This is a genomic window from Lysinibacillus sp. S1, assembly GCF_044986265.1.
Lineage (GTDB): Bacteria > Bacillota > Bacilli > Bacillales_A > Planococcaceae > Lysinibacillus > Lysinibacillus capsici.
Genome location: NZ_CP173154.1, coordinates 4322636 through 4347868, shown reverse-complemented (window position 1 = coordinate 4347868; position 25233 = coordinate 4322636). Strand labels below are relative to the sequence as shown.

General features: G+C 37.2%; 24 protein-coding genes, 1 pseudogene and 1 riboswitch. Of the genes and pseudogenes, 4 read left to right on the top strand and 21 right to left on the bottom strand.

Annotated elements, in window-relative coordinates; all coding sequences use genetic code 11:
* Positions 1 to 19: 19 nt before the first annotated feature.
* Positions 20 to 1750 (bottom strand): HD-GYP domain-containing protein, encoded by a 1731-nt coding sequence (locus tag ACHZEU_RS21810; protein ID WP_404803754.1) that lies wholly within the window; start codon positions 1748 to 1750, stop codon positions 20 to 22.
* Between the two features lie 826 nt (positions 1751 to 2576).
* Here ACHZEU_RS21810 and ACHZEU_RS21805 point away from each other — a divergent pair.
* Positions 2577 to 3977 (top strand): S-layer homology domain-containing protein, encoded by a 1401-nt coding sequence (locus ACHZEU_RS21805; protein WP_066036446.1) that lies wholly within the window; start codon positions 2577 to 2579, stop codon positions 3975 to 3977.
* A 24-nt stretch (positions 3978 to 4001) separates the two neighbouring features.
* Here ACHZEU_RS21805 and recO read toward each other — a convergent pair whose 3' ends face one another.
* From recO to rpsU, 13 genes and pseudogenes are all read right to left on the bottom strand, one after another.
* On the bottom strand, positions 4002 to 4787 hold the full coding sequence (gene recO / locus ACHZEU_RS21800; protein ID WP_048392194.1) for a DNA repair protein RecO: 786 nt from the start codon (positions 4785 to 4787) through the stop codon (positions 4002 to 4004).
* 218 nt (positions 4788 to 5005) lie between these two features.
* Positions 5006 to 5923 carry a GTPase Era gene (era, locus tag ACHZEU_RS21795; protein ID WP_333879656.1) on the bottom strand — a complete coding sequence of 306 codons (918 nt, stop codon included), beginning with the start codon at positions 5921 to 5923 and terminating at the stop codon, positions 5006 to 5008.
* Positions 5910 to 6323, bottom strand: a complete 414-nt coding sequence (locus ACHZEU_RS21790; protein WP_081011012.1) for a cytidine deaminase — start codon at positions 6321 to 6323, stop codon at positions 5910 to 5912. The genes era and ACHZEU_RS21790 overlap by 14 nt, the downstream gene beginning before the upstream one ends.
* Positions 6324 to 6382: 59 nt before the next feature.
* On the bottom strand, positions 6383 to 6733 hold the full coding sequence (locus tag ACHZEU_RS21785; protein WP_048392193.1) for a diacylglycerol kinase family protein: 351 nt from the start codon (positions 6731 to 6733) through the stop codon (positions 6383 to 6385).
* Positions 6734 to 7207: an rRNA maturation RNase YbeY gene (gene ybeY, locus ACHZEU_RS21780; RefSeq protein ID WP_319839373.1), complete on the bottom strand. Its 474-nt coding sequence runs from the start codon at positions 7205 to 7207 to the stop codon at positions 6734 to 6736.
* Positions 7208 to 7215: 8 nt separating this feature from the next.
* On the bottom strand, positions 7216 to 9336 hold the full coding sequence (locus ACHZEU_RS21775) for an HD family phosphohydrolase (RefSeq protein WP_404803753.1): 2121 nt from the start codon (positions 9334 to 9336) through the stop codon (positions 7216 to 7218).
* A gap of 224 nt (positions 9337 to 9560) precedes the next feature.
* Complete coding sequence (locus ACHZEU_RS21770; protein WP_016994096.1) at positions 9561 to 10517, bottom strand: PhoH family protein; 957 nt, start codon at positions 10515 to 10517, stop codon at positions 9561 to 9563.
* A 2-nt stretch (positions 10518 to 10519) separates the two neighbouring features.
* Entirely contained in the window at positions 10520 to 11632 is a 1113-nt protein-coding gene (locus tag ACHZEU_RS21765) for a sporulation protein YqfD (protein WP_404803752.1), read from the bottom strand.
* Positions 11622 to 11882 carry a hypothetical protein gene (locus ACHZEU_RS21760; protein WP_048392190.1) on the bottom strand — a complete coding sequence of 87 codons (261 nt, stop codon included), beginning with the start codon at positions 11880 to 11882 and terminating at the stop codon, positions 11622 to 11624. The genes ACHZEU_RS21765 and ACHZEU_RS21760 overlap by 11 nt, the downstream gene beginning before the upstream one ends.
* 54 nt (positions 11883 to 11936) lie before the next feature.
* On the bottom strand, positions 11937 to 12413 hold the full coding sequence (locus ACHZEU_RS21755; protein WP_054550098.1) for a hypothetical protein: 477 nt from the start codon (positions 12411 to 12413) through the stop codon (positions 11937 to 11939).
* Between the two features lie 28 nt (positions 12414 to 12441).
* The gene (gene floA / locus ACHZEU_RS21750) at positions 12442 to 13446 is read right to left on the bottom strand and encodes a flotillin-like protein FloA (RefSeq protein ID WP_404804608.1); all 1005 of its coding nucleotides are present in this window, start codon (positions 13444 to 13446) and stop codon (positions 12442 to 12444) included.
* A gap of 6 nt (positions 13447 to 13452) precedes the next feature.
* Positions 13453 to 14778, bottom strand: a pseudogene (locus ACHZEU_RS21745) (nodulation protein NfeD); the annotation flags it as partial.
* 312 nt (positions 14779 to 15090) lie between these two features.
* Positions 15091 to 15264 carry a 30S ribosomal protein S21 gene (gene rpsU / locus ACHZEU_RS21740; RefSeq protein WP_004227078.1) on the bottom strand — a complete coding sequence of 58 codons (174 nt, stop codon included), beginning with the start codon at positions 15262 to 15264 and terminating at the stop codon, positions 15091 to 15093.
* A gap of 252 nt (positions 15265 to 15516) precedes the next feature.
* Positions 15517 to 15658, top strand: a riboswitch (cyclic di-AMP (ydaO/yuaA leader).
* A 116-nt stretch (positions 15659 to 15774) separates the two neighbouring features.
* On the opposite strand from rpsU, the gene ACHZEU_RS21735 reads away from it, so the two are divergent.
* Positions 15775 to 17112: a TrkH family potassium uptake protein gene (locus tag ACHZEU_RS21735; protein WP_115674109.1), complete on the top strand. Its 1338-nt coding sequence runs from the start codon at positions 15775 to 15777 to the stop codon at positions 17110 to 17112.
* A gap of 25 nt (positions 17113 to 17137) precedes the next feature.
* The gene (locus tag ACHZEU_RS21730) at positions 17138 to 17794 is read left to right on the top strand and encodes a TrkA family potassium uptake protein (RefSeq protein ID WP_004227067.1); all 657 of its coding nucleotides are present in this window, start codon (positions 17138 to 17140) and stop codon (positions 17792 to 17794) included.
* Between the two features lie 51 nt (positions 17795 to 17845).
* Here the strand turns inward: ACHZEU_RS21730 and ACHZEU_RS21725 are convergent, their stop codons facing one another.
* The 4 genes from ACHZEU_RS21725 to deoC form a co-directional block, all read right to left on the bottom strand.
* The gene (locus ACHZEU_RS21725) at positions 17846 to 18415 is read right to left on the bottom strand and encodes a manganese catalase family protein (protein WP_004227065.1); all 570 of its coding nucleotides are present in this window, start codon (positions 18413 to 18415) and stop codon (positions 17846 to 17848) included.
* A 24-nt stretch (positions 18416 to 18439) separates the two neighbouring features.
* Positions 18440 to 18703 carry a spore coat protein CotJB gene (locus ACHZEU_RS21720; RefSeq protein ID WP_016994107.1) on the bottom strand — a complete coding sequence of 88 codons (264 nt, stop codon included), beginning with the start codon at positions 18701 to 18703 and terminating at the stop codon, positions 18440 to 18442.
* Positions 18696 to 18923: a spore coat associated protein CotJA gene (locus tag ACHZEU_RS21715; RefSeq protein WP_004227061.1), complete on the bottom strand. Its 228-nt coding sequence runs from the start codon at positions 18921 to 18923 to the stop codon at positions 18696 to 18698. Before ACHZEU_RS21715 ends, ACHZEU_RS21720 begins: the two co-directional genes overlap by 8 nt.
* A gap of 135 nt (positions 18924 to 19058) precedes the next feature.
* Positions 19059 to 19730 (bottom strand): deoxyribose-phosphate aldolase, encoded by a 672-nt coding sequence (gene deoC / locus ACHZEU_RS21710; protein ID WP_404803751.1) that lies wholly within the window; start codon positions 19728 to 19730, stop codon positions 19059 to 19061.
* Between the two features lie 313 nt (positions 19731 to 20043).
* On the opposite strand from deoC, the gene mtaB reads away from it, so the two are divergent.
* A complete protein-coding gene (gene mtaB, locus ACHZEU_RS21705) occupies positions 20044 to 21393 on the top strand; it encodes a tRNA (N(6)-L-threonylcarbamoyladenosine(37)-C(2))-methylthiotransferase MtaB (protein WP_048392185.1) in 1350 nt (449 codons plus the stop codon).
* Between the two features lie 216 nt (positions 21394 to 21609).
* Here mtaB and ACHZEU_RS21700 read toward each other — a convergent pair whose 3' ends face one another.
* From ACHZEU_RS21700 to ACHZEU_RS21690, 3 genes are all read right to left on the bottom strand, one after another.
* Positions 21610 to 22377: a CsxC family protein gene (locus tag ACHZEU_RS21700; protein WP_404803750.1), complete on the bottom strand. Its 768-nt coding sequence runs from the start codon at positions 22375 to 22377 to the stop codon at positions 21610 to 21612.
* Positions 22378 to 22506: 129 nt separating this feature from the next.
* Positions 22507 to 23988: a BC_2427 family protein gene (locus ACHZEU_RS21695; RefSeq protein WP_066036449.1), complete on the bottom strand. Its 1482-nt coding sequence runs from the start codon at positions 23986 to 23988 to the stop codon at positions 22507 to 22509.
* A 311-nt stretch (positions 23989 to 24299) separates the two neighbouring features.
* Positions 24300 to 25100, bottom strand: coding sequence for a CsxC family protein (locus ACHZEU_RS21690; RefSeq protein WP_048392182.1), 801 nt, complete (start codon positions 25098 to 25100; stop codon positions 24300 to 24302).
* Positions 25101 to 25233: the final 133 nt, after the last annotated feature.

Here is a 25233-nt window from a genome sequence, read left to right as displayed (position 1 = left end):
GCAGGCAACTCCCTCTTTCTTATGCTTTAAATGTTGAAAATAAGCGCTCTTGCATTTTTTCCTCGAATGAAAACTTTTTCATGCTCAAACCTATTAAGCTCACTAATAGCTCCTCAATATCCGCTAGTGAGTAATAAAGGAATGTACCTTCTCGCATTGGACGAACCCGTTTGTCAAAAGTTAGTTCATCTTCAATAAAGTAAGCGACATTAACATCACAATGTTCCATCAATTGTGTAATACGTTGATCATCACCTGGGTTTATAAAGAATGGCACAATTTTATCAATATACAAAATACTTTGAACAAGCTTAATGAAGAAATTTTCACGCAACGATGTCTCCACAACTAATATGGTCGTTTGCTCATGTTGATAATCCATATATAAAACGTTTAATTGCTCCTCTAGTAGCGATTTTAAAATACCAATAGAATTGCGATACTTTGTCATATCCGTTTGGATTTCCCTTGTTAGTAAACGTAAAATACGAAAGGCTGGCAGAAAAATTTTTAAGACAATTTCTTTAGGATGTAAATGGTCAATTAATTTATTAAAATGAATTCTCAGATTATTTTCGTCACAGCGGATTAATTGCTCTACAAATAAGTTGAAAATCTCTTCAAAGCTATTAGCTCGATAGTCGATCATTTTCGTAATTCTCACACTATAGTTCAAAGGAAGATTCATTGATTTTTGCTCATCTAACAATCTTACTTTTGGTAATGTAGGAAATAAATCATAAACAAGTTCTACTTGTGCACTGCGATTATCGGATAACATAACAACAGAGTTTACTGGGTAAATCCCTAAACACTCTACAAATTTATGCATAAAGCTCTCATTATATAAATGTCGATCTCTGTATAAGACAGCTAAAGCATCTGTAGCACCATAGCCAACATGATAGACTCTCTTGGATGTCATCGCTGAATATACATCAACAATTTGTAATAATTGTACACCCTCACTCATATCATCCGCACAAAGTTGATTTGGATAGCCCTTTCCCGCAAAACGTTCATGATGATCTCGTGCCAAATAGGCAATGTCTTCCTCGTTATGTTCAATGAGTAGCTCGTAGCCTTTTGTTGTGTGCGTCTTTACAATATCGAACTCATCTTCAGAGAGTTTACGTTTCAGATTTAATATTTCTTGGGGTATAAAAACCTTCCCGATATCATGGAACAGGTAGCCCCTAGCTAATGTTTCAATATCTGTTAAACCTAGGTATCTAGCAAAAATTGTACCTAATACAAACACATCAAATGAATGGACAAATGAATACTCGTCCCATTCCTTTAAACGCATAAGTAGCTCATAGCGATGTTTTTTTTCCAAAATCTTTTCAAAAACACCTCTTACATAAGCCGTATCCTGTATGCTTTTAAGAATTTGTCCATAGCGTAATTCGTGCACGACATTCTCCAACGTTGTCATAAAAAGCTGACTAACTGTCTCTTTATAATCATCCACAGGATCTCTTTTTTCAATTAATGGGGCAAATAGATCTTCATATTCTCTTGTTCGTTGAGCACTTAAATCATGGACAACTCGAACTGAATCAGATGGCAAATAGACAGATAATTCATCTACTTTACGAAGTTTAAGTAAGGCAATAATTCGCTCCGTTAAAACTAAATCCTTTTTAGCCAATAAACGATACTCTGAAAAAATATCTTCTGCTAATATATCATTTGCTTCAACTTCATGAATACTTAAGGTTACTTTTCGTAGCATATATTTTGCCACATACGCAATGTACTAAGCACTATGTGACTCCCTCCTTCTTCCATAGGACTGCGCTATTCTGATAAACGTATAAAAATACGTTTTGCTGATAGAGGCTTTTATATTTCATAGGCATGTCTAAAGTGATCTAGCGTACATCAGTTTCGATGGAGATTAAACGACTTAATTATATTTAAAAAATATAATTACCATTATCTATACCATTTACAATATCATAGGTTAAAATGCCTTTTCAACTAGTATATGGGTCTCGAATGAACAGTTTCTACCACTTATATAATGAAAACTAAACAAAAATACAAATCTTTTTACCTATTAAAATACTTATAAATATATAAATAAATAAAAATATAGATAAATAAGACTTCATATTATTCATTTAAAGACGGAAAAATAACAAATAAAATTAAATTTACGCAATAATTTTATTTTGTAAAAATTGAAATTTATTCATTAAAAAGAAAGGTAATCTAGTTGCATCCTCCTATAAAATCAAAGGTATTTCTTTTTATTTAAAAGATAAAATGAAGCGAGTTCTGTGCTATGCAAGTTAATTAGTTTTAGCTCCCCCTTTTTACATAAGGTATAATCGATTACCGAACAGTCATGATATGGATGAAATTCCCTCTATGCGTTGTTCCATCTTTTTGGTATAAATAAGTTATTATAGTTAGTATTAGCTGTTAAATAATGAATAATTGACAGGCTAAAGACACATCACCTTTTAACATTCATTCGTCCGGAAGTTTGAACTGATACATAGGAAGGTCTGACCAGAAATATATATACTATAAAATTTTCTATTGTACTTTTTGGAGGAATTTAATTGCAGTCTCAACGTTTATTTCAACTAGCTATGGCTTCTGCTTTAGCAACAAGTGCGATTATTATCGCACCACCCGCACACGCAGCATCATTTTTTCCTGATATCAACCCAACCAATGAAGAAGGTAAGGCTATTATTCAATTAGCAGAGCGTGGCATTATTTCAGGCTATATGGATGGGACATTTAAACCCGCTAATCCTATTACACGTACACAGGCTGCGAAGATTTTAGCAGGTATTTTAAAGTTAGATACAGTTCACGTAAAAAATCCCCAATTCAAAGACATCAAACCTGGCGATGAAAACTACGGAGCCATTGCAGCATTAGCAAATGCTGGCATTATTAATGGTGCAAATGGTTATTTCTACCCTACTCAAAATATAACTCGCGAGCAAATGTCTAAAATGATTGCGAAAGGCTTTGGATTAACAAGTACGAGTAACACACAATTACCATTTACAGACGTTAAAAAGGGGAATGAATTTGAGCCTCATATTAAAGCATTGTTTGCAAATGGGATTACCAAAGGAACATCTGCAACCACTTTCGGCCCAAAAAGCAATGTAAAGCGCTCTCAGCTGGCTGCTTTTGTTGTACGAGCTGAAAAGTTGCTAGGCAATGCAACCGTCTATGCAAGTCAATTTAAACAGGACTATATTTTTGCTTCTTATGGTGGTCTTGAGCCAGCAGAGGATATTTTCACATGGAATGAAGAGGAAGATATGACAGAGTCTATCACAATTACCCCTATAAAAGAAGGTACGGGTAAATTAGTGATTACTGGATTGACTGATGATTCAGAGGACTTTATTGACATTTTTTATTTAGTACATGTCAAAAATGTAAATGGTAAGCTGAAGGTAACACTTGAAGAAGTAGAAGAAGATGATTATATCGAAAATTTACCACTCGATTTGTCTGAGAGCAAATTACCATTCATACCAACAGAGGTGACGGTTCAAAACGCGAATGGACAGCCACTCGCTTCAAATTTCTATAACTTTAATCAACAAGATCAAACACTGTCCATTTCGCAAAATGGACAATACATTGTTACATTTTCAGATGGGACGCAACAACAAAAGATGGCCGCAGATGTGTATTCCTATGATTTTGTTCGCAGCATTGATTTATATCATTTGACAGATGAATTAATACTGACAGCGCAAGAATTACCTTTCGAACCAACACATGTAGCACTCGAAAGCTTTGGTTTTGAGCCAGTGCCTGTAAAAGCGACAATTCTTGACGGGCAACTACATATTACGCCAAAAGCTGAAGGTCTAGCGATTCTCCATTTAACAGGTAAAAACAATGAAACATCATACCTTTATATTGAAAGTAAAAAAATTGCTGGACAGTGGGCCTTTTTAGTGACAGAGGATGAGGATGAATTTTAAATAACGTGAAATGCCAGATGAACATTATGATTCATCTGGCATTTTGTCTTTCGAGCGTATTTGCAGTTCAGGGGTACGTTCTAGTTGCTCTATAAATTTTCTCGTCTTAAACCGAATACCGGTTTGTTCTTCATAGATGGTTGTTATAATTTTTTTAATGAAATATTTTGTTTCTTTTTTTAGTTCTATTTTTCCAATTTGGTCGATAGGAACAGTGTAGAACATCCTGATAAGTTTCAGCTGTGTTGGCGTTAAGCGAATGATATAGGGGTCATGCTGATAACAGCGATGGCATAAGAATCCTCCTTGAGCAAAGGAAAAAGCGAATTCCCCATCTACTGCGCCACACGCAGCACAGGCATGTAAAATAGGTTGTACACCTGTATAGGGCAACATTTTCCATTCAACAAATAGCGTAATAGCTTCAGGATCATAGCCATCCTCAATTGCTTGTAGTGCATGTAGTAAAACATCGAACGCAAATGGCTCTGGCTTTCCTTCTTCCACAACTCGCTCCACTAATTCCATAATATAGCTAGCATAAGCAGTAGCCATAATATCCTCACGAATATGTCGCATTGAATTTAAATGTTCTCCCTGTTGCAAAGTTCCCATGCCTGTATGATGTTGTACCATAAACATCCCGTAGGTAAAGGGTTGCGTGATGGAAGCCAATCTACTAGAAGGTTTTTTTGCCCCTCTAGCCATCGTAGCCACTTTACCAGCTTCCCGAGTTAGCAAAATAACAATCTTATTAGATTCCCCATAAGCGCGAACCTTTAATACAATCCCCTCCCATTTATGAAGCATAATCCCCCTCCTTTCTTAAAAGAACTATCCATGCAAAGAGAGCTGCCCAAAATAATTTTGGACAGCTCAAAAATAAAAATGATCAAATACTTCTAGATCCTTTCGTGCCTACAAGAAGAAGTTAACCTAAAACCGTCACGTCAAAATTTGGCGTCTATTCCTGATTCAACGGGCAATGTTCGCGAACGTTACAATTCATTAGCTAAGCCAGAAAAAACTTAATATTCATCGTCACGGAATCCAAAATCACGTAAATGTGTAGCTTTATTACGCCAATCTTTTTGCACCTTTACCCATAGCTCTAAATAAACTTTAGACCCTAGAAGCATTTCGATATCCTTTCGCGCACGTGTCCCTACTTCTTTTAGCAAGGCTCCACGTTTTCCAATAACTATCCCTTTTTGAGAATCACGCTCCACAATAATTGTAGCCGCTACATGAATTTTATCCTCATTTTCTTCATCACGACGAATTTTATCAATTACCACCGCGATAGAATGGGGAATTTCTTCACGCGTTAAATGTAGGACTTTTTCACGAATAAGTTCAGATATGATAAATCGTTCAGGATGATCTGTCACTTGATCGGCTGGGTAATACTGAGGTCCTTCTGGTAAATACTTCACCAATGTCACTAATAAATTTTCAACATTATTGCCTTGTAGCGCAGAAATCGGTACAATCTCCGCAAAGTCATAGCGCTCTTTATAGCTCTCAATAATTCCCATTAGTTCATCTGGATGAATGGCATCAATTTTATTGATGACCAAAAAGACAGGTGTTGGGTTTCCTGCTAGCATTTCTAGAATAAATTCATCACCTTTACCGAGTTTTTGCTCAGCATTAACCATAAACATAATAACGTCTACTTCACGCAATGTGTTTTTAGAAACCTTCAGCATGAAATCGCCTAGTTTATGTTTTGGCTTGTGAATACCTGGTGTATCAATAAAAATCATTTGGCTATCATCTGTTGTTAGTACGCCTTGTACTTTATTTCGTGTTGTTTGTGGCTTATCACTCATGATCGCAATTTTTTGGCCAATGACACGATTTAAAAATGTCGATTTGCCAACGTTTGGACGACCAATGATGGAGATAAAGCCTGATTTATAGCCATTTTTAGTTTCCTGCATTCTCTAAATCCTCCGTCGTAAATGCAAACGGTAGTAATTCGCCCACTGACGTTACCGTCACATCACCTTTTAAGTTCGTTAAATAAACAGGCATAGTTGGAGCACAAAACTCCATCATGACCTGGCGACATGCTCCACATGGGGCGCATGGTCCGTCCGTATCAGCTACAATGGCAATGGCCTCGAATTCGTAAATCCCCTCCGATACTGCCTTAAAAAACGCTGTACGTTCAGCACAATTTGTCATACTATAGCCTGCATTTTCAATATTACAACCGTGAATAACCTCTCCATCTTTAGTTAGTAGAGCTGCCCCTACTTTAAATTTTGAATAAGGAACATAGGCTTTTTCACGTGCCTTTTTTGATTCTTCTAATAATGCATGCATATCCATTGTCATCTATACTAATTCTCCCTCACATTTATGGTTTACTTTCAATTAGAAGACACTCATTTCCATTAAAACCATTTTGGCAGAAAGATGAGTAATCCGATTATAGCACTGAATAGCGCAAATACAAGCACTGCACCTGCTGCAATATCTTTTGCTTGCTTAGCAAGCGGATGTATCTCTGGGGAAGCTAAATCGACTACCCGTTCGATAGCTGTATTCATCATTTCCAGCGCAAACATTAGTGCTATTAATAGTAGCACAATATACCACTCCATACGAGATAAACCTGTCAAATAACTAGCCAGTATAACAATGATTGCACTTACTATATGTGATTTCAAATTTTGTTCTTTACTTGCAGTTATGATGCCTTCAAAAGCATAGCCAAAAGATCGCAAGTATTTTCGCAAATTCATCTAATCTCGACCTAAGCCAAAAGTTTGGAGAATCTCATCTTGCTTTGCAAACATCACTTTCTCTTCTTCTGGCTCCATATGGTCATAACCAAGTAAATGTAAAAAACCATGTACAGCTAAAAAGCCTAATTCTCGCTCAAAGGAATGATTATATTCATCTGCCTGCTCTTTTGCACGATCAGTCGAAATAATGATATCACCTAATACACGTGGCATACCTTCAAAAGTAACTTCCATTTCACCTTCCCCTAGCTCCTCTAGTGCAAAGGAAATAACATCTGTGGGCTGATCTTTGCCACGATATTCACGATTAATATCTTGAATTGCCTTGTTCGTTACAAACGTCACCGAAACCTCTGTTTCTGGCTCAATATTTTCTACACTTGCAGCATGCTGTAATAGCTTTTCAACAAGTTCGATATGCTGTGCTCCCACTTCATTTGTTTCATCCGTAAAATCAATTGTTAAAATCATAGATCCTCCTACTTATCTGCCTTTGGATATTCAATACGTGAATGGAATATCCCATTCAACGTTTCACAAAGTACTCTCTCTATACATTTTAACTCTTTTATTGAAATATCGCATTCATCAAACTGATTATCTTGGACGCGATCATCGATAATCGCTCGTACTAGCTTCTGAATTTTCTCTGCATTTGGCTCTTTCATAGAACGTACTGCTGCCTCGACACTATCCGCAACACTTATAACAGCTGCTTCTTTTGTTTGTGGTTTGGGCCCTGGGTATCGGAACTTTGCCTCATCAATATTTTTTCCTTCTTCCTTTGCTTTAAACAAGAAGAATTTTAACAAACTTGTGCCATGGTGTTGTAAAGCGATATCTATAATTTCTTGGGGCATTTTATAACGTTTTAACATAYTGGCACCATCTGTCGTATGGGCGATAATAATCTCTGCACTTGTTTCAGGTGGTAACGAATCATGCGGATTGATGCCCGACATCTGATTTTCGATGAAAAAGGAAGGTCGTTTGGTTTTACCAATATCATGATAATAACAACCTACACGCGCTAATAAACCGTCAGCACCAATCTCTTCACACGCAGCTTCCGCTAAGTTCGCTACCATCACACTATGATGATATGTCCCTGGAGTTTCCATTAATAATTTTTTTAATAATGGATGGTTGGGATTGGATAGCTCAATTAAACGTAAAGATGAAAGCAAACTAAACGCCGATTCAAAGAATGGTAAAAGTCCCATCGTTAATGCCYCTGAAAGCAAGGCTGATAACATCGCCGCTATTAAGTAAAATGCTAATTCTGGTAAGCCATAGGATGATTGTGTCATTAACAAATAAAATGCGATAAATGCCATGTTTACAAGGGAAATCACACCAACCGCATGTAAAATATGTGAGCGTTTTTCCACACTACGCAAAAAGAATAGGCTTGCAAACCCTCCGAATATGATATACAGCGTAATTTCCATTTGCATAACTGAAGAATAGCCTTCTTGAAAAATTACTCCTGCTGAAGCAGCCGTCATAACTGTAATTAATACGGCTGCTCGCTCATCTGCTAGCAATCGTACAAGCATCGTCGCTAGTGCTGTCGGGAATAAAAAGGCAATCGTCACATCAAAGCCACTAGAAACTAAGCTAATAAATTTCATTAGCAAAATAGACAAGCTATAAACAATCACTGTCACTAACAGTGCATTACGTTTTTTTCGTTCGTTCGTCTCCCAACGCTCAAATAAAATATACATAAACATCATTTGCAGTAGCGTTAAAATAATAAGCCCTGCTATCGGCTTAAAGGAGGCTTTATTACTAACCATCCCTAATAGCTCTAATTGTCTAAAAGCCTCATTGTCAATAATTTGGCCTTCTTGAACAATAATCTGACCTTGTAAAATTCGTGTCGGCTCTACACTTTCTTTGGCCTGCTGTTTTCGAATCTTTGTTTGTTCTTCGTTAATTGTTTCATTTTCAATAATGCTTGTACGTCCTATTAACACGACTGTATTGAATATTTTATCAGGATATCCTCGTTGTCCACGAATCTTTGTTTCAAAATCATTTTGTGCAACAAAGACGTTCTCTGGTCGGATGGATTTTTGTAAATATTCCTCTACAAATTTAGATAATTGCGTACTTGTTCTAGTTAAATCATCTTCACTTTGTACTAATAGACCTTCTAGCTGAGAATCTGTAAAAATTAACGKCATCTGGTCTTCGTCAATGGATTCAAATTTTTTTCGAAGCTGTGTAACCTGGTCTGCAATAGGAATAGGTTCCTTACTATTTGCAACATCTTTTTTCACTTCCAAAACATAATCAAATAATGATGTTACAATCGCTGCTCTTTGCTTGGCGACATCCTCCGAAAATTGATAGACTGAATCCACTGCATTGGCAGCTTTTTCTCGCTCTAGCTGTGTTTTATAAGTGTCTTCAATCGTTTTAGTAGATCGTACGGTTTCAGGCGCAAGCTGTAATGGTTTGAAATCATATGTAACTCCTTTAACATTGCCATACATGAACCCAAATTGTAGGCCACCTGTTAAAATGAGAATGATGATAAGAAAGTAGCGAAAACCGATAAGCTCTGTAAATTTTCGAAGTTGTTTCTCCATCTGGCACCTCCTCTATCTACCTACTATCATACCAATTCAACATACATTTTTCTCGAAAAATGTATAAGAAAGCAAAAAACAGCTATGCATCTTCGCATAGCTGTCACATTTTTTTCCATATTTTGATTAAATTCGTGGTTTAGGTTTTAACTATACGGATGTTTTAAACCTCGTTACCCCTGTCGCTTCGCTTTCGGGGCAGACTTTAGAATTGCTACGCAATTCTAAAGTTGCTGTTCTTCGTAGGCTTGAATGATTTTGGCTACGATTGGGTGACGTACGACATCGCCTTGTTCTAGTACTTGGAAATGGATAGATTTAACATACTTTAATGTACGTTCTGCTACAATCAAGCCAGATTCTGTATTTTTGGGTAAGTCGATTTGCGTTTTATCACCTGTGATGACCATTTTAGAGCCGAAGCCTAGACGAGTTAGGAACATTTTCATTTGTTGATGTGTTGTATTTTGTGCTTCATCTAAAATAACAAAGGCATCATCTAATGTACGGCCACGCATATAGGCTAAAGGGGCGATTTCAATCGTTCCTCGTTCAATTAGCCGCTGTGTTTGTTCTGAGCCGTAGATGTCGTTTAAAGCGTCATAGAGAGGTCGTAGATATGGATCGACCTTTTCCTTTAAATCTCCTGGAAGAAAGCCTAGAGACTCTCCAGCTTCAACAGCAGGGCGAGTTAAAATAATTCTCTTAACATGGCCGTTTTTAAGTGCCTGTGTTGCCATGACTACCGCTAAATACGTTTTCCCAGTACCGGCTGGACCAATACCGAAAACAACGTCTTTATGACGGATTGCTTGTATGTATTCTCGTTGACCAATTGTTTTTGCACGAATTGACTTACCTTTCGTTGTGCGTGCTATTTCTTCATCATATAGTTCTGCAAAATACTCGATTGTTCCTTTTTGTGTCATTTCAATAGCTGTTGTGACATCACGTTGATCAATATTAATTCCTTTGCGAATGACCTTCAATAAAGCATGCAGAAGAAATGTTGCCTGTTCCTTAGCATTTTCTTCACCCGCAAGTTGAATTTGTTCACCACGCGTAATGATATGAACATTAAGTGCTTCTTCAACTAATTTCATATTTGCATCGGAAATACCTAGTAGCATAACCGCTTCATTTGGATTATCCACCTGTAATACAGTTAACTGTTCTGACATAATCATTCTCCTTGTAGGCCTTGTATTGGACTTGCAATGTTTTCATTGACTAAAAATAGAACTTTCCCTTCAACTGTACCATTCCCCCACTTTGCCTGTAAAAGGTTTTCTTTCTTGATGATTGTTTTTGCAGGTAACGAGCGTAATACTTTTTCATGCAATAAAGGAATCAGCAATGACTCAATTTTCGATTCATCCAACTCTACTTGCATCGTTTTCGTCTGTTGCTCCTCTACAATTGAAACATAGGGGGATAGCCAATTCGGTAAATCCTTTCTTTGTACATAATCCACCTTTTCCTCATGTATACCCTTTATCAACACCCGCCATTGCTTTTGCTGCAAGGTTTCCACGGTAATTTTTGTTGGAATTTTAAATGAACATTCAAGCCAATAGTCTGCATAAACCTCTCCCTTCGCCCCTACAAAAACTTGATCTGTGCCACTTTCTAATACACCACTTACGAGGACGTCACCCTCGTAGGCTGTATCATTTACTGAAATTTTTCGCTCGCCATGCTGTATATTAAAGTGTGTAATGACACCACTTTTCGTTGCTACTATATGGGAGGCTAATTTATCAGTTGTTTGCTCTGTTTGTTTAGGTGATTCTTGTGGTCTCAAAATTACTCGTCCGCCATGTTTATCAATATGAACCCATGATAGCTCTCGGTGTTGCTCTAACAGCTTTTGTCGTATAACCGTATTGGAAGGTAACTTTTTTTGAGATAAAGGGGTTTCTAATTGAAAGGTTTCATGAAAGGTCTTACCTAAACGCTGCTCTAGTTCTGGTGTTGCGGCTTCTATGTCCACTCGCCATATGACTTGTGCACAAAGAATTGGAATAGCAATCATAAAGGCTAAGCCCAATAAAGTCCAAATTTGCGCTCGAMAAACTTGAAGCTCATCTGYATAAAATACAGCCATTTTTAAGCGAAAACGTCTTCGTACACGGCGAATTTTTGGTAGATAATGCATCGTCGTTTCAAAGGAAACTTCCTGCTCACGAAAGACAACACGCTTTAATGGGACATGTTGAGCGTGCAATGCTTGAATAAAAGGATGAACATTTTCATGGCGCTTTATACGTATAATAATTGGCCGATTATTCCACATTTTTGCTCACACCCATATTCTTTGTCATTTTCATATGAAGCTCCTGTAGATTGTCAACAGTGAGATGTAGCATTTCTTCTTTGAGCGCATTGATTGTCACTGAATCCGCATTGACAGTAATATGATAATCTGCATAGACAAACGAACAGGTCGTCGCATCTGCATGAATAAAACGGTAGGGTCCAATAATTTTTAATGATTCGTATTCTAACAACTCAAGTAGTGGCGTTAATTGAAATAATTTTTTCATAAAAAATGCCTCCTTCTTCGGCAATATATGCATCGAAAAAGGAGGACATGCTAGTTATTTTCTTTTTGATTTCGGTGGCCCTAATATTTCAGCCATCACGATTGCTTGCATAAGATCATTTTTAGATTGAGGTAGTTGTAAAGTCGAATTTGTGCCAACTGATTGCACTTCTTTTTTTCCAGCAGCTAATCGTCCTCGACCTTCTCGATTAGAAGAACGGCTAGGGATATCTGCTGGAATGACAGCTGGAGCAACATAGCTTGGTATTTCCCTTTTCACTTGTTCTTCAACAAATTTTTTAGGCTCCTCGACTTTCTCATTTTCTGGAATCCAATCTCCTATAAATTCTCGTGCAAAATCTTCAAAACTCTGTGCTTTCCCAGTACGATGTGGTGCTTTCTCCGTCACTGGAGGCTCCACCACGGTGTCTTTATTAAAAGGAGGCATCTGCTTCTGAGGCTTTTTATTTTTTGATTTTCCGAAAATAGAGCTGACTATGGCAATTATGGCGAAGATTATTAACTGTTCCATATGTTAGTTTCGCTCCTTTCCGTTATTATTAAGCATTGGGTTCATTTTTTTCAGGTTTATCATTGCTTACTTTTGAGATAGAGTCGCGCATCGCTGTATCTGCTTGGATATTGCGATAGTTCATATAATCCATAATGCCAAGATTACCAGAACGTAAGGCTTCAGCCATCGCTTGTGGTACTTCCGCTTCTGCTTCTACTACTTTTGCCTTCATCTCTTGAACACGTGCAATCATTTCTTGCTCGTTTGCTACAGCCATTGCACGACGTTCCTCTGCTTTTGCTTGCGCAATGTTTTTATCAGCTTGTGCTTGTTCAATTTGTAATTCAGCCCCGATGTTTTTACCGATATCTACATCCGCAATATCAATGGATAAAATTTCAAAGGCTGTTCCTGAATCCAAACCTTTAGATAAAACTGTTTGTGAAATCATATCTGGATTTTCTAATACTTCTGTATGACTAGTAGCCGAACCAATTGTAGAAACGATCCCTTCCCCTACACGGGCAATAACTGTTTCTTCACCAGCACCACCGACTAAACGCTCGATGTTGGCACGCACGGTAATACGAGCCTTTGCTTTTACTTCWATCCCGTTCATTGCTACACCTGAAATGAAAGGTGTTTCAATAACTTTTGGATTAACAGACATTTGAACAGCTTCTAATACATCACGCCCAGCTAAATCGATTGCTGCACAACGTTCAAATGACAGCTCAATATTGGCACGGTGAGCCGCAATTAAGGCATTCACTACACGGTCAACATTACCACCTGCTAAATAGTGACTCTCTAACTGATTAATCGTTACAGGTAAACCTGCTTTATGTWCTTTAATCAACGGATTAACCATTCGAGAAGGGATTACAAGACGCAATCGCATCCCAATTAATGTAAAAATGCTCACACGTACACCTGCTGCTAATGCAGAAATCCACAATGCAACGGGTACAAAGGTAAAGRATACCGCAAGCACAATGAATAAAATAACAAGTCCAGCAATAAGACCAATAAAAGCTAAATCAAAACCCATTTTATATTCCTCCATCACTTTATCTGTTTGTCTCACAACAATGCGTGAGCATTCAACTTGAATAATTTCTACATGTTGATTGGCATCGATATAGCCACCTTCTGATACAATATCAATGCGTTCACTACCAAGTACCATTGTTCCAGATGGACGAAGTGGTGTAAGCGTTGTCCCAATTTTTCCTAACAGTTCTGTGCGATTCACATTGGATCCATTCCCTTCTTCTGTCGTGGTTGCATCCATTAACACAAGCCTGTTTAAGACATGCAGTTTTTTTCCGAAAAATTTCATCAGAATCACCATTCCTATCATCGCTATCACAAGCGCAATGAGAATTGCTACTATCATTTGCATCATATTTGCACCTGCCAGTATCAGACTTAGTACTATTAAGACACCACCTAAAATACCAACAATTCCACCAGGGACAAAAAACTCTGCAATTAAAAGGGCTAAGCCAACAATAAATAACAATAATGTTTCATATCCCGCAAAGCCGGCCACCATATGTCCAAAGAAAAATAAACCAAGTGCTGATAAGCCCATTATACCTGGAACACCAAATCCTGGCGAATAAAGCTCCATCACAAGTCCTAAGCTAGCGATAGACAATAGAATAGGTACAATGATGGGATTTGTAATAAAACGAGCTAACTTTTCAGAAAAGGTTGGTTCAATGGGAACAACATCACTACCATTCAAGTTGGTTACTTCTAAAAGCTCCTGAAAATCGTTAACCGTCCCTTCAGAATATTTAACCTTTGCTGCCTCTGAGGCTGATAGGGTTAACAAATTCTTTCCGCCAGCACGGTATTCTGGTAGTTCATAGTTGGTATCTGCCATTGCTAATGCATACTTAGGGTCGCGCCCTGACGTTTCTGCTGCTGCTTTCATTTGAGCAAGCCAAGCGCTATTGGCCTTTAGGTCGGCTGCATTACCTGCTGAATCGATAACTGCCGCTGCACCGATTGTTCCATTTGGAACCATGTAGATCTCATCCGCATGTAAGGCTAAAAACGCTCCTGCTGAGTGCGCATCCTTATTAATATAAGCAATCGTTTTTATTTGCGTTGCATCCATAAGCATGGCGATATCGCTTGCTGCATTCACAAAACCGCCAGGCGTATGTATTTCTAAGATAATCGCCTCTGCATTGTTTTCTTCAGCCTCTTTAAAAGCTCGTTCTAAAAATGCATGAAGTCCTCGCTCTACTTCATTATGAATCGGAACATGATAAACCTTATTACTGGCTAAAGCCGAAGTTAATGGAAACGCTAACAAAAGAGTCATCCATATCACTAGTAAATAGCTGAGGATTCTCCGTTTTCGCATCTTTTTCCCTCCCTTCTAACATGCCTCTCCTCTGTATATACGGTCAATCATGCGAAAAGTTTCACAAATCTTAAAAAATTTATTAATTATTTATCATTCGATCTAATGCCAATTACTAACACTTAGTATGTGCAAAAAAGCCGAATGAATCAAAGTGATTTCATTCGGCTTTTTCATATGTACGTAAAGTTGAGCAATGTAAAATACCTGAAATTAATCAAAAATGTGATTAATTTCAGGTATAACTTTGTCTGCTCAGTGAATCATACAATTGCGTGTTATGAACGTAGGGATTTTTAATGGGAAATTAAATTACCACTTACGTTTACGTGCAGCTTCTGATTTCTTTTTACGTTTTACGCTAGGTTTTTCGTAGAACTCGCGCTTTCTAACTTCTTGAATTGTACCACTTTTTGATACAGTACGTTTGAAGCGGCGAAGAGCATCTTCAAGCGATTCGTTTTTGCGAACGACAGTTTTTGACATCTCTCTTTCCCTCCCTCCGAACACACGTCAATACACAATTAGGCAAATCACCTTCTGTTGTGTACTAAAAAATTATATCGTATTGTCTAATAATGGTCAATAGAAAGTATGCGAAATTATCAAGTGAATTTTTGGTTTTATTTTTGCTCGAATTATTCATACACAATTCGCCCACAATAAAAATAATTACATTTTCCTAACAATTAAGGGGTTTACAAAAAATAGAATAAGGGCTTAGAATAATCACATTCAATTTCATATCGGCCAAATCTCAACTATTTGAGAACGGAGGAACCAATCTTTTGGGGTTAATTCTGCTTTAGCAGAAGGGATGAGAAAGCTCTTTCGCCATCCTACCCGTCAGCTAACTTCGTCGGCTAAAGCGAAGGAGGTCGTTATTGACCACCATTATTAGCATGCTTTCTACCCTTTTCATGCTCTAATCGTAGGTCTTTTTATTATGCCATCTAACAAACAGTTGTTTACTATTCAGAATTGAGGAAAAATTAAATGAACAATTTTAAAAGAGCATTAAATCCTCCCAAAATTCTTGTATTGGGCTTTGCCCTTATCATTGCCATAGGTACGTTTCTTTTAACAATGCCATTTTCTACTGAGGATGGGAAGGGTTTGCCCTTTTTAGATGCTTTATTCACTGCTACATCAGCTACTTGTGTCACAGGTTTAATTGTAGTTGATACAGGTGATACCTTCTCTATTTTTGGCGAAGTGGTCCTTTTATTCTTAATCCAAATTGGCGGTTTAGGATTTATGACATTTGCCACATTATTATTTTTACTGCTTGGAAAGAAAATTTCATTAAAAGAAAGACTGCTGCTTAAAGAAGCATTTAATAATATCTCCATTGCTGGTCTTGTTCGATTAGTGAAAAGAATATTACTCTTTACAGCATGTATTGAAATAATCGGTGGTCTAATTCTATCCATTCGTTTTTCTTTTGATATGCCTATTGGAAAGGCCCTTTATTTTGGATTTTTTCATGCCATATCCAACTTCAACAACGCGGGCTTCGATTTAATGGGTGGCTTTAACGGAATGACTGCCTATGTTGATGACCCCTTTGTTGTTTTCACCATCTGTGCTCTTATTACAATCGGTGGATTAGGCTTTATTGTTATGAATGAATTGTATGAATATCGTGTAACTAAAAGGCTTTCTGTCCATTCAAAAATAGTCTTAGTAACGACACTTTTGCTCACTGTTAGCGGAACCATTTTGATATTTTTGTTTGAGTATGGCAACCAAAAAACACTTGGACCATTATCCGAATGGGGTAAAGTATTAGGTTCCCTTTACCAAGCGGTTACACCACGAACTGCTGGCTCCAATACACTGGCTATTGGGGACTTAACGCATTCTACATTATTTTTAATGATTCTTTTCATGTTTATTGGGGCAGGCTCTGGGTCGACTGCTGGAGGTATTAAAATCACAACCTTTGCTGTTTTAGTAGCTACTATGTGGTCACAAATTCGAGGAAAAGAAGATGTCGTTCTCTTTAAACGTAGAATTGTTACTGAAACTATCTTAAAGGCTTTGACGGTTACAATGTGTGGAGGATTAATTGTTGTAGTCGTGACGATTATTCTCAGTATCACGGAACAGCATCATAGCTTTATGATGTACTTATTTGAGGCTACCTCTGCGTTTGGTACTGTTGGTCTTTCGATGGGCCTAACTCCAGAGCTAACACCTGCTGGTCGTCTTCTTCTGATTATTACAATGTTCGCAGGAAGAGTAGGACCACTAACCATTGCTTTTGCCATTGCAAAACGAAGAAAAAAAGAGAGTTTCCGCCACCCAAAAGGAAATATTATGATTGGATAACCAAATGAGAGGAAGACAGAACGCTATGACCATTAAACAATACGCTGTGATTGGCTTAGGTAGATTCGGAACAAGCGTCGCTCGCAGATTGCATGAAGCTGGACAGGAAATATTAGGAATTGATATAAATGAAGAAAGAGTAGAGGATGCCGAACCCTATGTGACTCACGCTGTGGTTGCAGATACAACAGAAGAAAAAGCCTTAAAATCGATTGGTATTGGTAACTTCGATTGTGTTATCGTAGCGATCGGTAATGATATGCAATCTAGTATTTTAACCGTCTCTTTATTAAAAGAGCTAGGGATCAAAAAAGTGATCGCAAAGGCACTTGGTAAAAGACATGGGCAAGTGTTAGATAAAGTAGGAGCTGATTGGATTATTTACCCAGAAAGAGATATGGGTGAACGTGTAGCTAATCAACTCCTATCCCCAAATATGTTGAATTATATCGAATTATCAAAGGAATACAGCATTGAAGAAATTATGATTCCTTCCAAAATGGCTGGACAAAACCTTCGGGATTTAGACTTGCGCGCAAAATATAACGTCAGTGTAATTGCGATTGTGCGCGAAGGTGAAATTATTATCTCCCCTTCTCCTGAGCAAATTATTGAAAAGGAAGATTTATTAGTAATGATTGGTCATCGAAAAGATCTTAGCTTATTCTCAAATATTCAGTAACCGCAAAAAGGCTGTGTCAAGTTCACCTTGATACAGCCTGCCATTTTTGTCTTAGAAAACTTTCTTTTGATCTCTATCATCTTTTAAAATTTCAACAGCCTCTCTAAAGCGCTGGGAATGAACAATTTCCCGTTCACGTAAAAACTTCAAGCTATCATTTAAATCCGTATCATCTGATAAGTCAATAATCCATTGATATGTGGCACGTGCCTTTTCTTCGGCTGCTATATCCTCATACAAATCCGCGATAGGGTCACCCTTTGCTTGAATATAGGTTGCTGTGAATGGTACCCCCGAGGCGTTTTGATAAAATAGAGCCCGATCGTGATTTACATAATGATCACCCAATCCAGCTTCTTTCAGCATTTCAGGTGTTGCATCTTTTGTTAGCTTATAAATCATCGTGGCAATCATTTCTAAATGTGAAAATTCCTCTGTTGCTATATCGGTCAATAACCCTACTACTTTGTCAGGAATCGTATAGCGCTGATTCATGTAGCGTAGAGCTGCTGCCAGTTCCCCATCCGCTCCTCCATATTGTTCAATTAAAAACTTTGCAAGCATTGGGTTACATGTACTAACTTTTACCGGATACTGGAGTTTCTTTTCATAATACCACAAAGATTTTTCCTCCTAGTCTTTTGTTTAGACTTGCCATGGCCATGGTGTATCAATCCAATTAAAAGGATAATTCGAATAGCTTCTCCCAAAATTCATGAGTGGTCCATATTTTTGCTCAAAATCAATTTTAAGTTTCATACTTTTCTCTGTATTTTCATTAAATTGCTGAATGGCGTCATAATCGTGTGGATGAGTGTCTAAATAGAGGTTTAATTCAACAATGACGAAATCAATTGCTTGTATTTCTTCTAATTGCTTATAAAATTCGGGCGGCATCTTTTTAGTCATGCTTCCTCCCTCCTTTTAGGGGAAATGGGTATGGGCTAAACAACTGTGGCCATAGTGTTCCTGCCATTAGCGCTTCTCTTGCGGTTGGAAATTGTGGAAGCCCAGGTGGTTGAAAACCCATATATAGTTGTGGGGGTGTTGCATAATACTTAACTTCWATAGGCTTACAAGGATCAAAGGGGCTAATATAGGGCCTCCAAGACTTATACTGTGTAAACATGACATCCTCCTTTCTGTATTTACATTCATCAGTGGAGTATATGTGCATAGAAAATTATTATGCTGATTAAACACAAAGAAGCCATAAGCTCATGTCAATGTACACATGAGCTTATGGCTCTATAAAAAGATAATATTAATAGTTGGAGTCGGCAATTAAACCATTCATAATAGCTACACCAGAGCTAGCCCCAATACGAGTCGCACCTGCTTCTACCATTTTTTTCATGTCCTCTAAGCTACGAACACCACCTGATGCTTTTACACCAAGTTCTGGACCTACAGTTTTACGCATAAGCGCGATATCCTCTGCTGTTGCTCCACCAGTAGAAAAACCTGTAGATGTTTTCACATAGTCAGCACCCGCTGCTACAGCTAACTCACATGCCTTCACTTTTTCTTCGTCTGTTATTAAGCATGATTCAATAATGACTTTTACAAGTGCGCTATCTTTAGCTGCTTCTACCACTGCTGCGATATCTGCTTGTACAAGGTCATAGTTTTGATCTTTTAACGCACCGATATTAATAACCATATCTACTTCTTTTGCACCGTTAGCAATGGCGTCTTTTGCTTCAAATGCTTTGACTGCTGGTGTATTGGCACCAAGTGGGAAGCCGATAACCGTACAAACTAACACGTCTGTACCCTGTAATAATTCACTGCTTCGCTTTACCCAAGTTGGATTTACACAAACAGAAGCAAAGTTAAATTGTTTAGCTTCAGCACATAATTTTTCAATTTGTTCTTTTGTTGCCTCAGCCTTTAATAATGTATGATCAATCATACGTGCAAAATTTTTTTCCATTGTTGAACGCTCCTTCATTAAACAAGATGTACGTACCTCTTCGAATCATATCATTTTTTCGCGATGGCGTCTAATTTCTTTCTATATAATGAACACCCAAATATAAACATTACAGAACGAGTCATGTTTATCTGAAGTCCTCAAAAGATTATATAGAAAGTGATAACTTTATTATTTCACAAAAAAATCTTATATGTACTGATTTTATAAGGATTATGTTATCATAAATCACGTATCTAAAATATGTACAACGAAAAACTTATTAAATGTTTGGAAACACAAGGTAATGTGAATTGAAAGGATGATATATATCATGAGTAACGAGCGATCAAAAATCGTGAGTTTTCATACTCTAGGTTGTAAAGTAAATCATTACGAAACAGAAGCAATTTGGCAGCTGTTTAAAGAAGAAGGCTATGATCGAACAGAATTTGATCAACAAGCAGACGTTTACGTCATTAATACATGCACAGTTACGAATACTGGAGATAAAAAATCACGTCAGGTTATTCGTCGAGCAATTCGCCAAAATCCGGATGCAGTTATTTGTGTAACAGGATGCTATGCACAAACATCCCCTGCAGAAATTATGGCAATCCCTGGTGTTGATATTGTTGTTGGAACACAAGATCGTACGAAATTACTTGGTTATATTGAACAATATCGTGCGGAACGACAACCGATTAATGCTGTACGTAATATTATGAAAAACAGAGTATACGAAGAATTAGATGTACCAGCATTTACAGACCGTACACGTGCTTCGTTAAAAATCCAAGAAGGCTGTAACAATTTCTGTACATTTTGTATTATTCCATGGGCACGTGGTTTAATGCGTTCTCGTGACCCACAAGAGGTATTACATCAAGCACAGCAATTAGTAGATGCTGGTTATCTTGAAATTGTCTTAACTGGTATTCATACAGGTGGCTATGGTCAGGATTTAAAAGATTATAATCTTGCTCAATTACTACGTGATTTAGAGGCCAATGTAACAGGCTTAAAGCGTCTTCGTATTTCATCCATTGAGGCTAGTCAATTAACAGATGAAGTAATTGAAGTACTACGTGAATCAAAGATTGTCGTGAATCATTTACACATCCCTATTCAATCTGGTTCTGATACGGTATTAAAACGTATGCGTCGTAAATATACAATGGAGTTCTTCGGTGAACGTTTAACAAAATTACATGAGGCTTTACCTGATTTAGCTGTTACTTCTGATGTAATCGTTGGTTTTCCAGGTGAGACAGAGGAAGAGTTTATGGACACATATAACTTTATTCGCGATCATAAATTTTCTGAGCTACACGTTTTCCCATTCTCTCCTCGTACAGGAACCCCTGCTGCACGTATGGAAGATCAAATTGATGAAGACATTAAAAATGAGCGTGTGCATCGACTCATCTCTTTAAACGATCAGCTAGCAAAAGAGTATGCTTCTCGTTTTGAAGATCAAGTGCTAGAAGTTATCCCTGAAGAATTTGTGCATGATGACAGTGAAGAAGAAGGCCTTCTAACAGGCTATACAGACAATTACTTAAAAGTAGTTTTTGAGGGTCCAGAAAGTCTAATCGGACAACTTGTAAAAGTAAAAATTACACAAGCAGGCTACCCTCACTCAAAAGGACAATTTGTACGCGTTTTAGAAACAGTGAAATAAATAGTGAAAAAAGGGTTGCCCATTTTATATGGCAACCCTTTTTCCTTTTAATGAAGCTAATCATTCACTTGTATTTGATTTTTCATAATATTGATAAATGCTTTTAAAGATTGACAGCTCCTATAAGAAAATTAGTAGTACAAACAAAATATCCATCTGTACTACCAGCTTTGTTAATATATTATAATATTCTACTGTCCTCTAAACTAGCATTTATCAAGGACTAGGAGGAGGTGTAAGTCCTAAAAGAACAGGCGTTATTACGCTACTGCCAGCACCAAGGCGGATTTGTTGAACTTGCAATACTTTTACAGTAAGTTCTAAGACAATTTTTTCACGTAATGTGCTGAATGTCCCTTCAGGAGCCGCCATAATCGGTGAAAAATCAAGTTCAAAGAAATTGGCTGCTACTAATTCACCAAATGGTTGTTCATTGTATTTAACGAGATTTTGGAAGAAAGCCTTATCTAATCGWGCATCCATTTGTGTTCTTTCGTTAAGGAAGTTCGCTTCGGCAAACTCAGAAATGCCTAAAATTGGTGTAGCGCCTCCTGCTGTTTGCGGAAATATAAGATCTGTAAAACCTGAAAACGGAACATCAGCAATTCTATCCTGAAGGGCCCCATTACATGCTGATGAAGCATATTCGATATTTTTCCGAATATGTCCTGCTACAAATAATTTAGCTCGTGTTACTCTAAAGAAATCAGTGTTAGCAATACGTGCAAAGCTAACTGGTACCAATTTCACTTGATTTAGAAAGACATTCTTTTTCACTCGTTTAATCTCTGTCGCTGCAGGACTAAGTGTAATATCGGACTCGACAACGATTTGCAGTGTTGGTTCTGYCAGTACAACTGGAATCTTAATAGTTGGCGTCGTAAGTGGTGTAGTAACTAGTGGTGTAATCTCATTCGTTAAGGGTATTTGTTCAGTTGATGTTACTGGACAAGGTTGAAATCTGCATTCAAATTGTTCACTCAAAAAATTCCCTCATTTCATTTATATAGTATTAGTGAGCTCTCCTATCGCTAGAGTATGTCGCAATTAAATCTATGTATGGACGTATATATTAGTTTTATATTCATTTTATTTGAATTAAGGGATAAATTTCTATAACCCTCCATTACCTTGCCAGTCAAACAGTACTTTAATTTTTTGTACTTGTAACATTTGGATAATTAATTCTAATACTATATTTTGACACAATCGATTGGGATGAATGGCTGACTTATTTTGCGTATTAGATACCCTATACTCAATATTATGCTGTATGTAGCCTTCTATAAATAAATTCCCCTTTAATACAGTTCTTGTTCCATTTCCCAATGACTGGGATCTATGAATAGGTACAAATCTACAATCGGATAGTACTACCTCATTTGTGATCTCTTTAACCTCTTCAATTCCTTTATCAAAAGCAATTTTTTCCTCCATACATATTTCTATTTTGTATTCCCCTAGCACAACAGGAACTCGTATATGTATAAAAGGCTCAGAGGAATTAATTTCTCCTTTTTTAATTGCTTGTGAGTTATGTAAGGGAACTACTACTGATTTAAACGGATGCTGCTCACTACCATTTTTTTTATTAGTATCCGTGCTCATTAAAGAAATCATTTGATTAATGTTGGAGCTAACCAAACGACAATCTGGTTGTTCAGGGTAAATCGAAATCGTTTGGAGTAGCTTCGTCTGAAGTTGGGGAGATAGGTTATCATTTAAATCAAGAAAATCAAATATTGTATTTTGAACATTTTCACCATAAATAGGAGCATGAAGAAAATCGTTAATTTCTACATAAGTAGAAAAGGGACTTTTTTGGATAATGGTGCATACTTCTCCTTGTAAAGACTTTGCAATCTCTTTATTACGATTTGGAGGATTGTTTTTCTCCTTTTCTTCTATATCATCCAAATGCATATTATTTTCAGCCTCTGACAGAGCTCTATTGAAAGATTTTGGATTATTGTCTGATTGGGCTGTTGAATTTTGTTCTTCAAGGGAGTTCTCATCACTATCTAGTAGATGGTCAATTTCTACCTTTGTTGGACTGGGTACACTTTGATTGCATGCTATCTGGTCTAAAGTTAATTCCTCTACATGGTTCTCATCCATATGTCGGAAATTTTCTTCGTTCTCCTTAACATTCGCTTCTATAGGTATGGGTATGGACGCTAATTGCTCTATTAAGGTCACTTTTGTGTGACTCTCATCGATATCTAGAGGATGTTCGTTTTCTTGCTCAACATTTGTTTCTTTAGATATAGGTAGATCTTCATTAGATGCTAATAGCTCTGCTAAGCTAGCATCCTCCCTGAAGTTCTCAAAATTTGGGTGATGTTCGTTTTCTTCCTCAATAATCGGCTCCATAGGTTCGGGGAGCTCTTCATTAGAGATTATATGGTCTGTTAAAGTTGATTCCTCTGTAATTGGTTTATCTTCTATTTCATCAAGCAGATTATTATTTCCATTAAAAGTCTGTTCAAATGGAGATTCGTCATCTATTTTAGTTTGATACCTCCACTCAGTGTATTTATTTTGTTTAGAGGATATTTTTTTCATCTCTCTAAAATTAATCCATGGAGTTGCCATTCATTCACTCCCAAATAATGATTTGACAAAAAAAGCATAACAATCAATTTTTAATCCATTAGCTAATTCTTCTGATGCGATTATGTTAGGACAATTGAAAATCTACAATACTAATTACAATCCATATTATGCAATATTTTTACTTTTGTCACAGTCCCCACCAAGAGATACAATTGGAAAGCGCATGTCCTTATCTTGCCAAAAAAAAGCAGTTAAAAGTTCGAGTAAAAGTGAACTTTCAACTGCCCAACAACATATTTGATTTTATATCAGTATTATTGTTACAATTTTTGCTCCACTACATAAAAAAATTAACAAGGCTCAGTAGGCGGAATCATATCAGGAACAATTGGTGTTGCTGGTGGAGTAAGCCCTGGTAGAACAGGTGTTACTACACTACTTCCAGCGCCCAAACGGATTTGTTGAACTTGCAATACTTTTACAGTAAGTTCTAATACAATTTTTTCACGTAATGTGCTGAATGCTTCTTCAGGAGCTGCCATAATCGGTGAAAAATCAAGTTCAAAGAAATTGGCTGCTACTAATTCACCAAATGGTTGTTCATTGTATTTAACGAGATTTTGGAAGAAAGCCTTATCTAATCGAGCATCCATTTGTGTTCTTTCGTTAAGGAAGTTCGCTTCGGCAAACTCAGAAATGCCTAAAATTGGTGTAGCGCCTCCTGCTGTTTGCGGAAATATAAGATCTGTAAAACCTGAAAACGGAACATCAGCAATTCTATCCTGAAGGGCCCCATTACATGCTGATGAAGCATATTCGATATTTTTCCGAATATGTCCTGCTACAAATAATTTAGCTCGTGTTACTCTAAAGAAATCAGTGTTAGCAATACGTGCAAAGCTAACTGGTACCAATTTCACTTGATTTAGAAAGACATTCTTTTTCACTCGTTTAATCTCTGTCGCTGCAGGACTAAGTGTAATATCGGACTCGACAACGATTTGCAGTGTTGGTTCTGCCAGTACAACTGGAATTTTAATAGTTGGCGTCGTAAGTGGTGTAGTAACTAGTGGTGTAATCTCATTCGTTAAGGGTATTTGTTCAGTTGATGTTACTGGACAAGGTTGAATCTGATTAAATTGTTCACTCAAAAAATTCCCTCATTTCAATATAGTATTAGTGAGCTCTCCTATCGCTAGAGTATGTCGCAATTAAATCTATGTATGGACATTGAACTTGTTCTTTTACATATTTTATTTGGAATGTTTGAGGTTGTGATTTTCC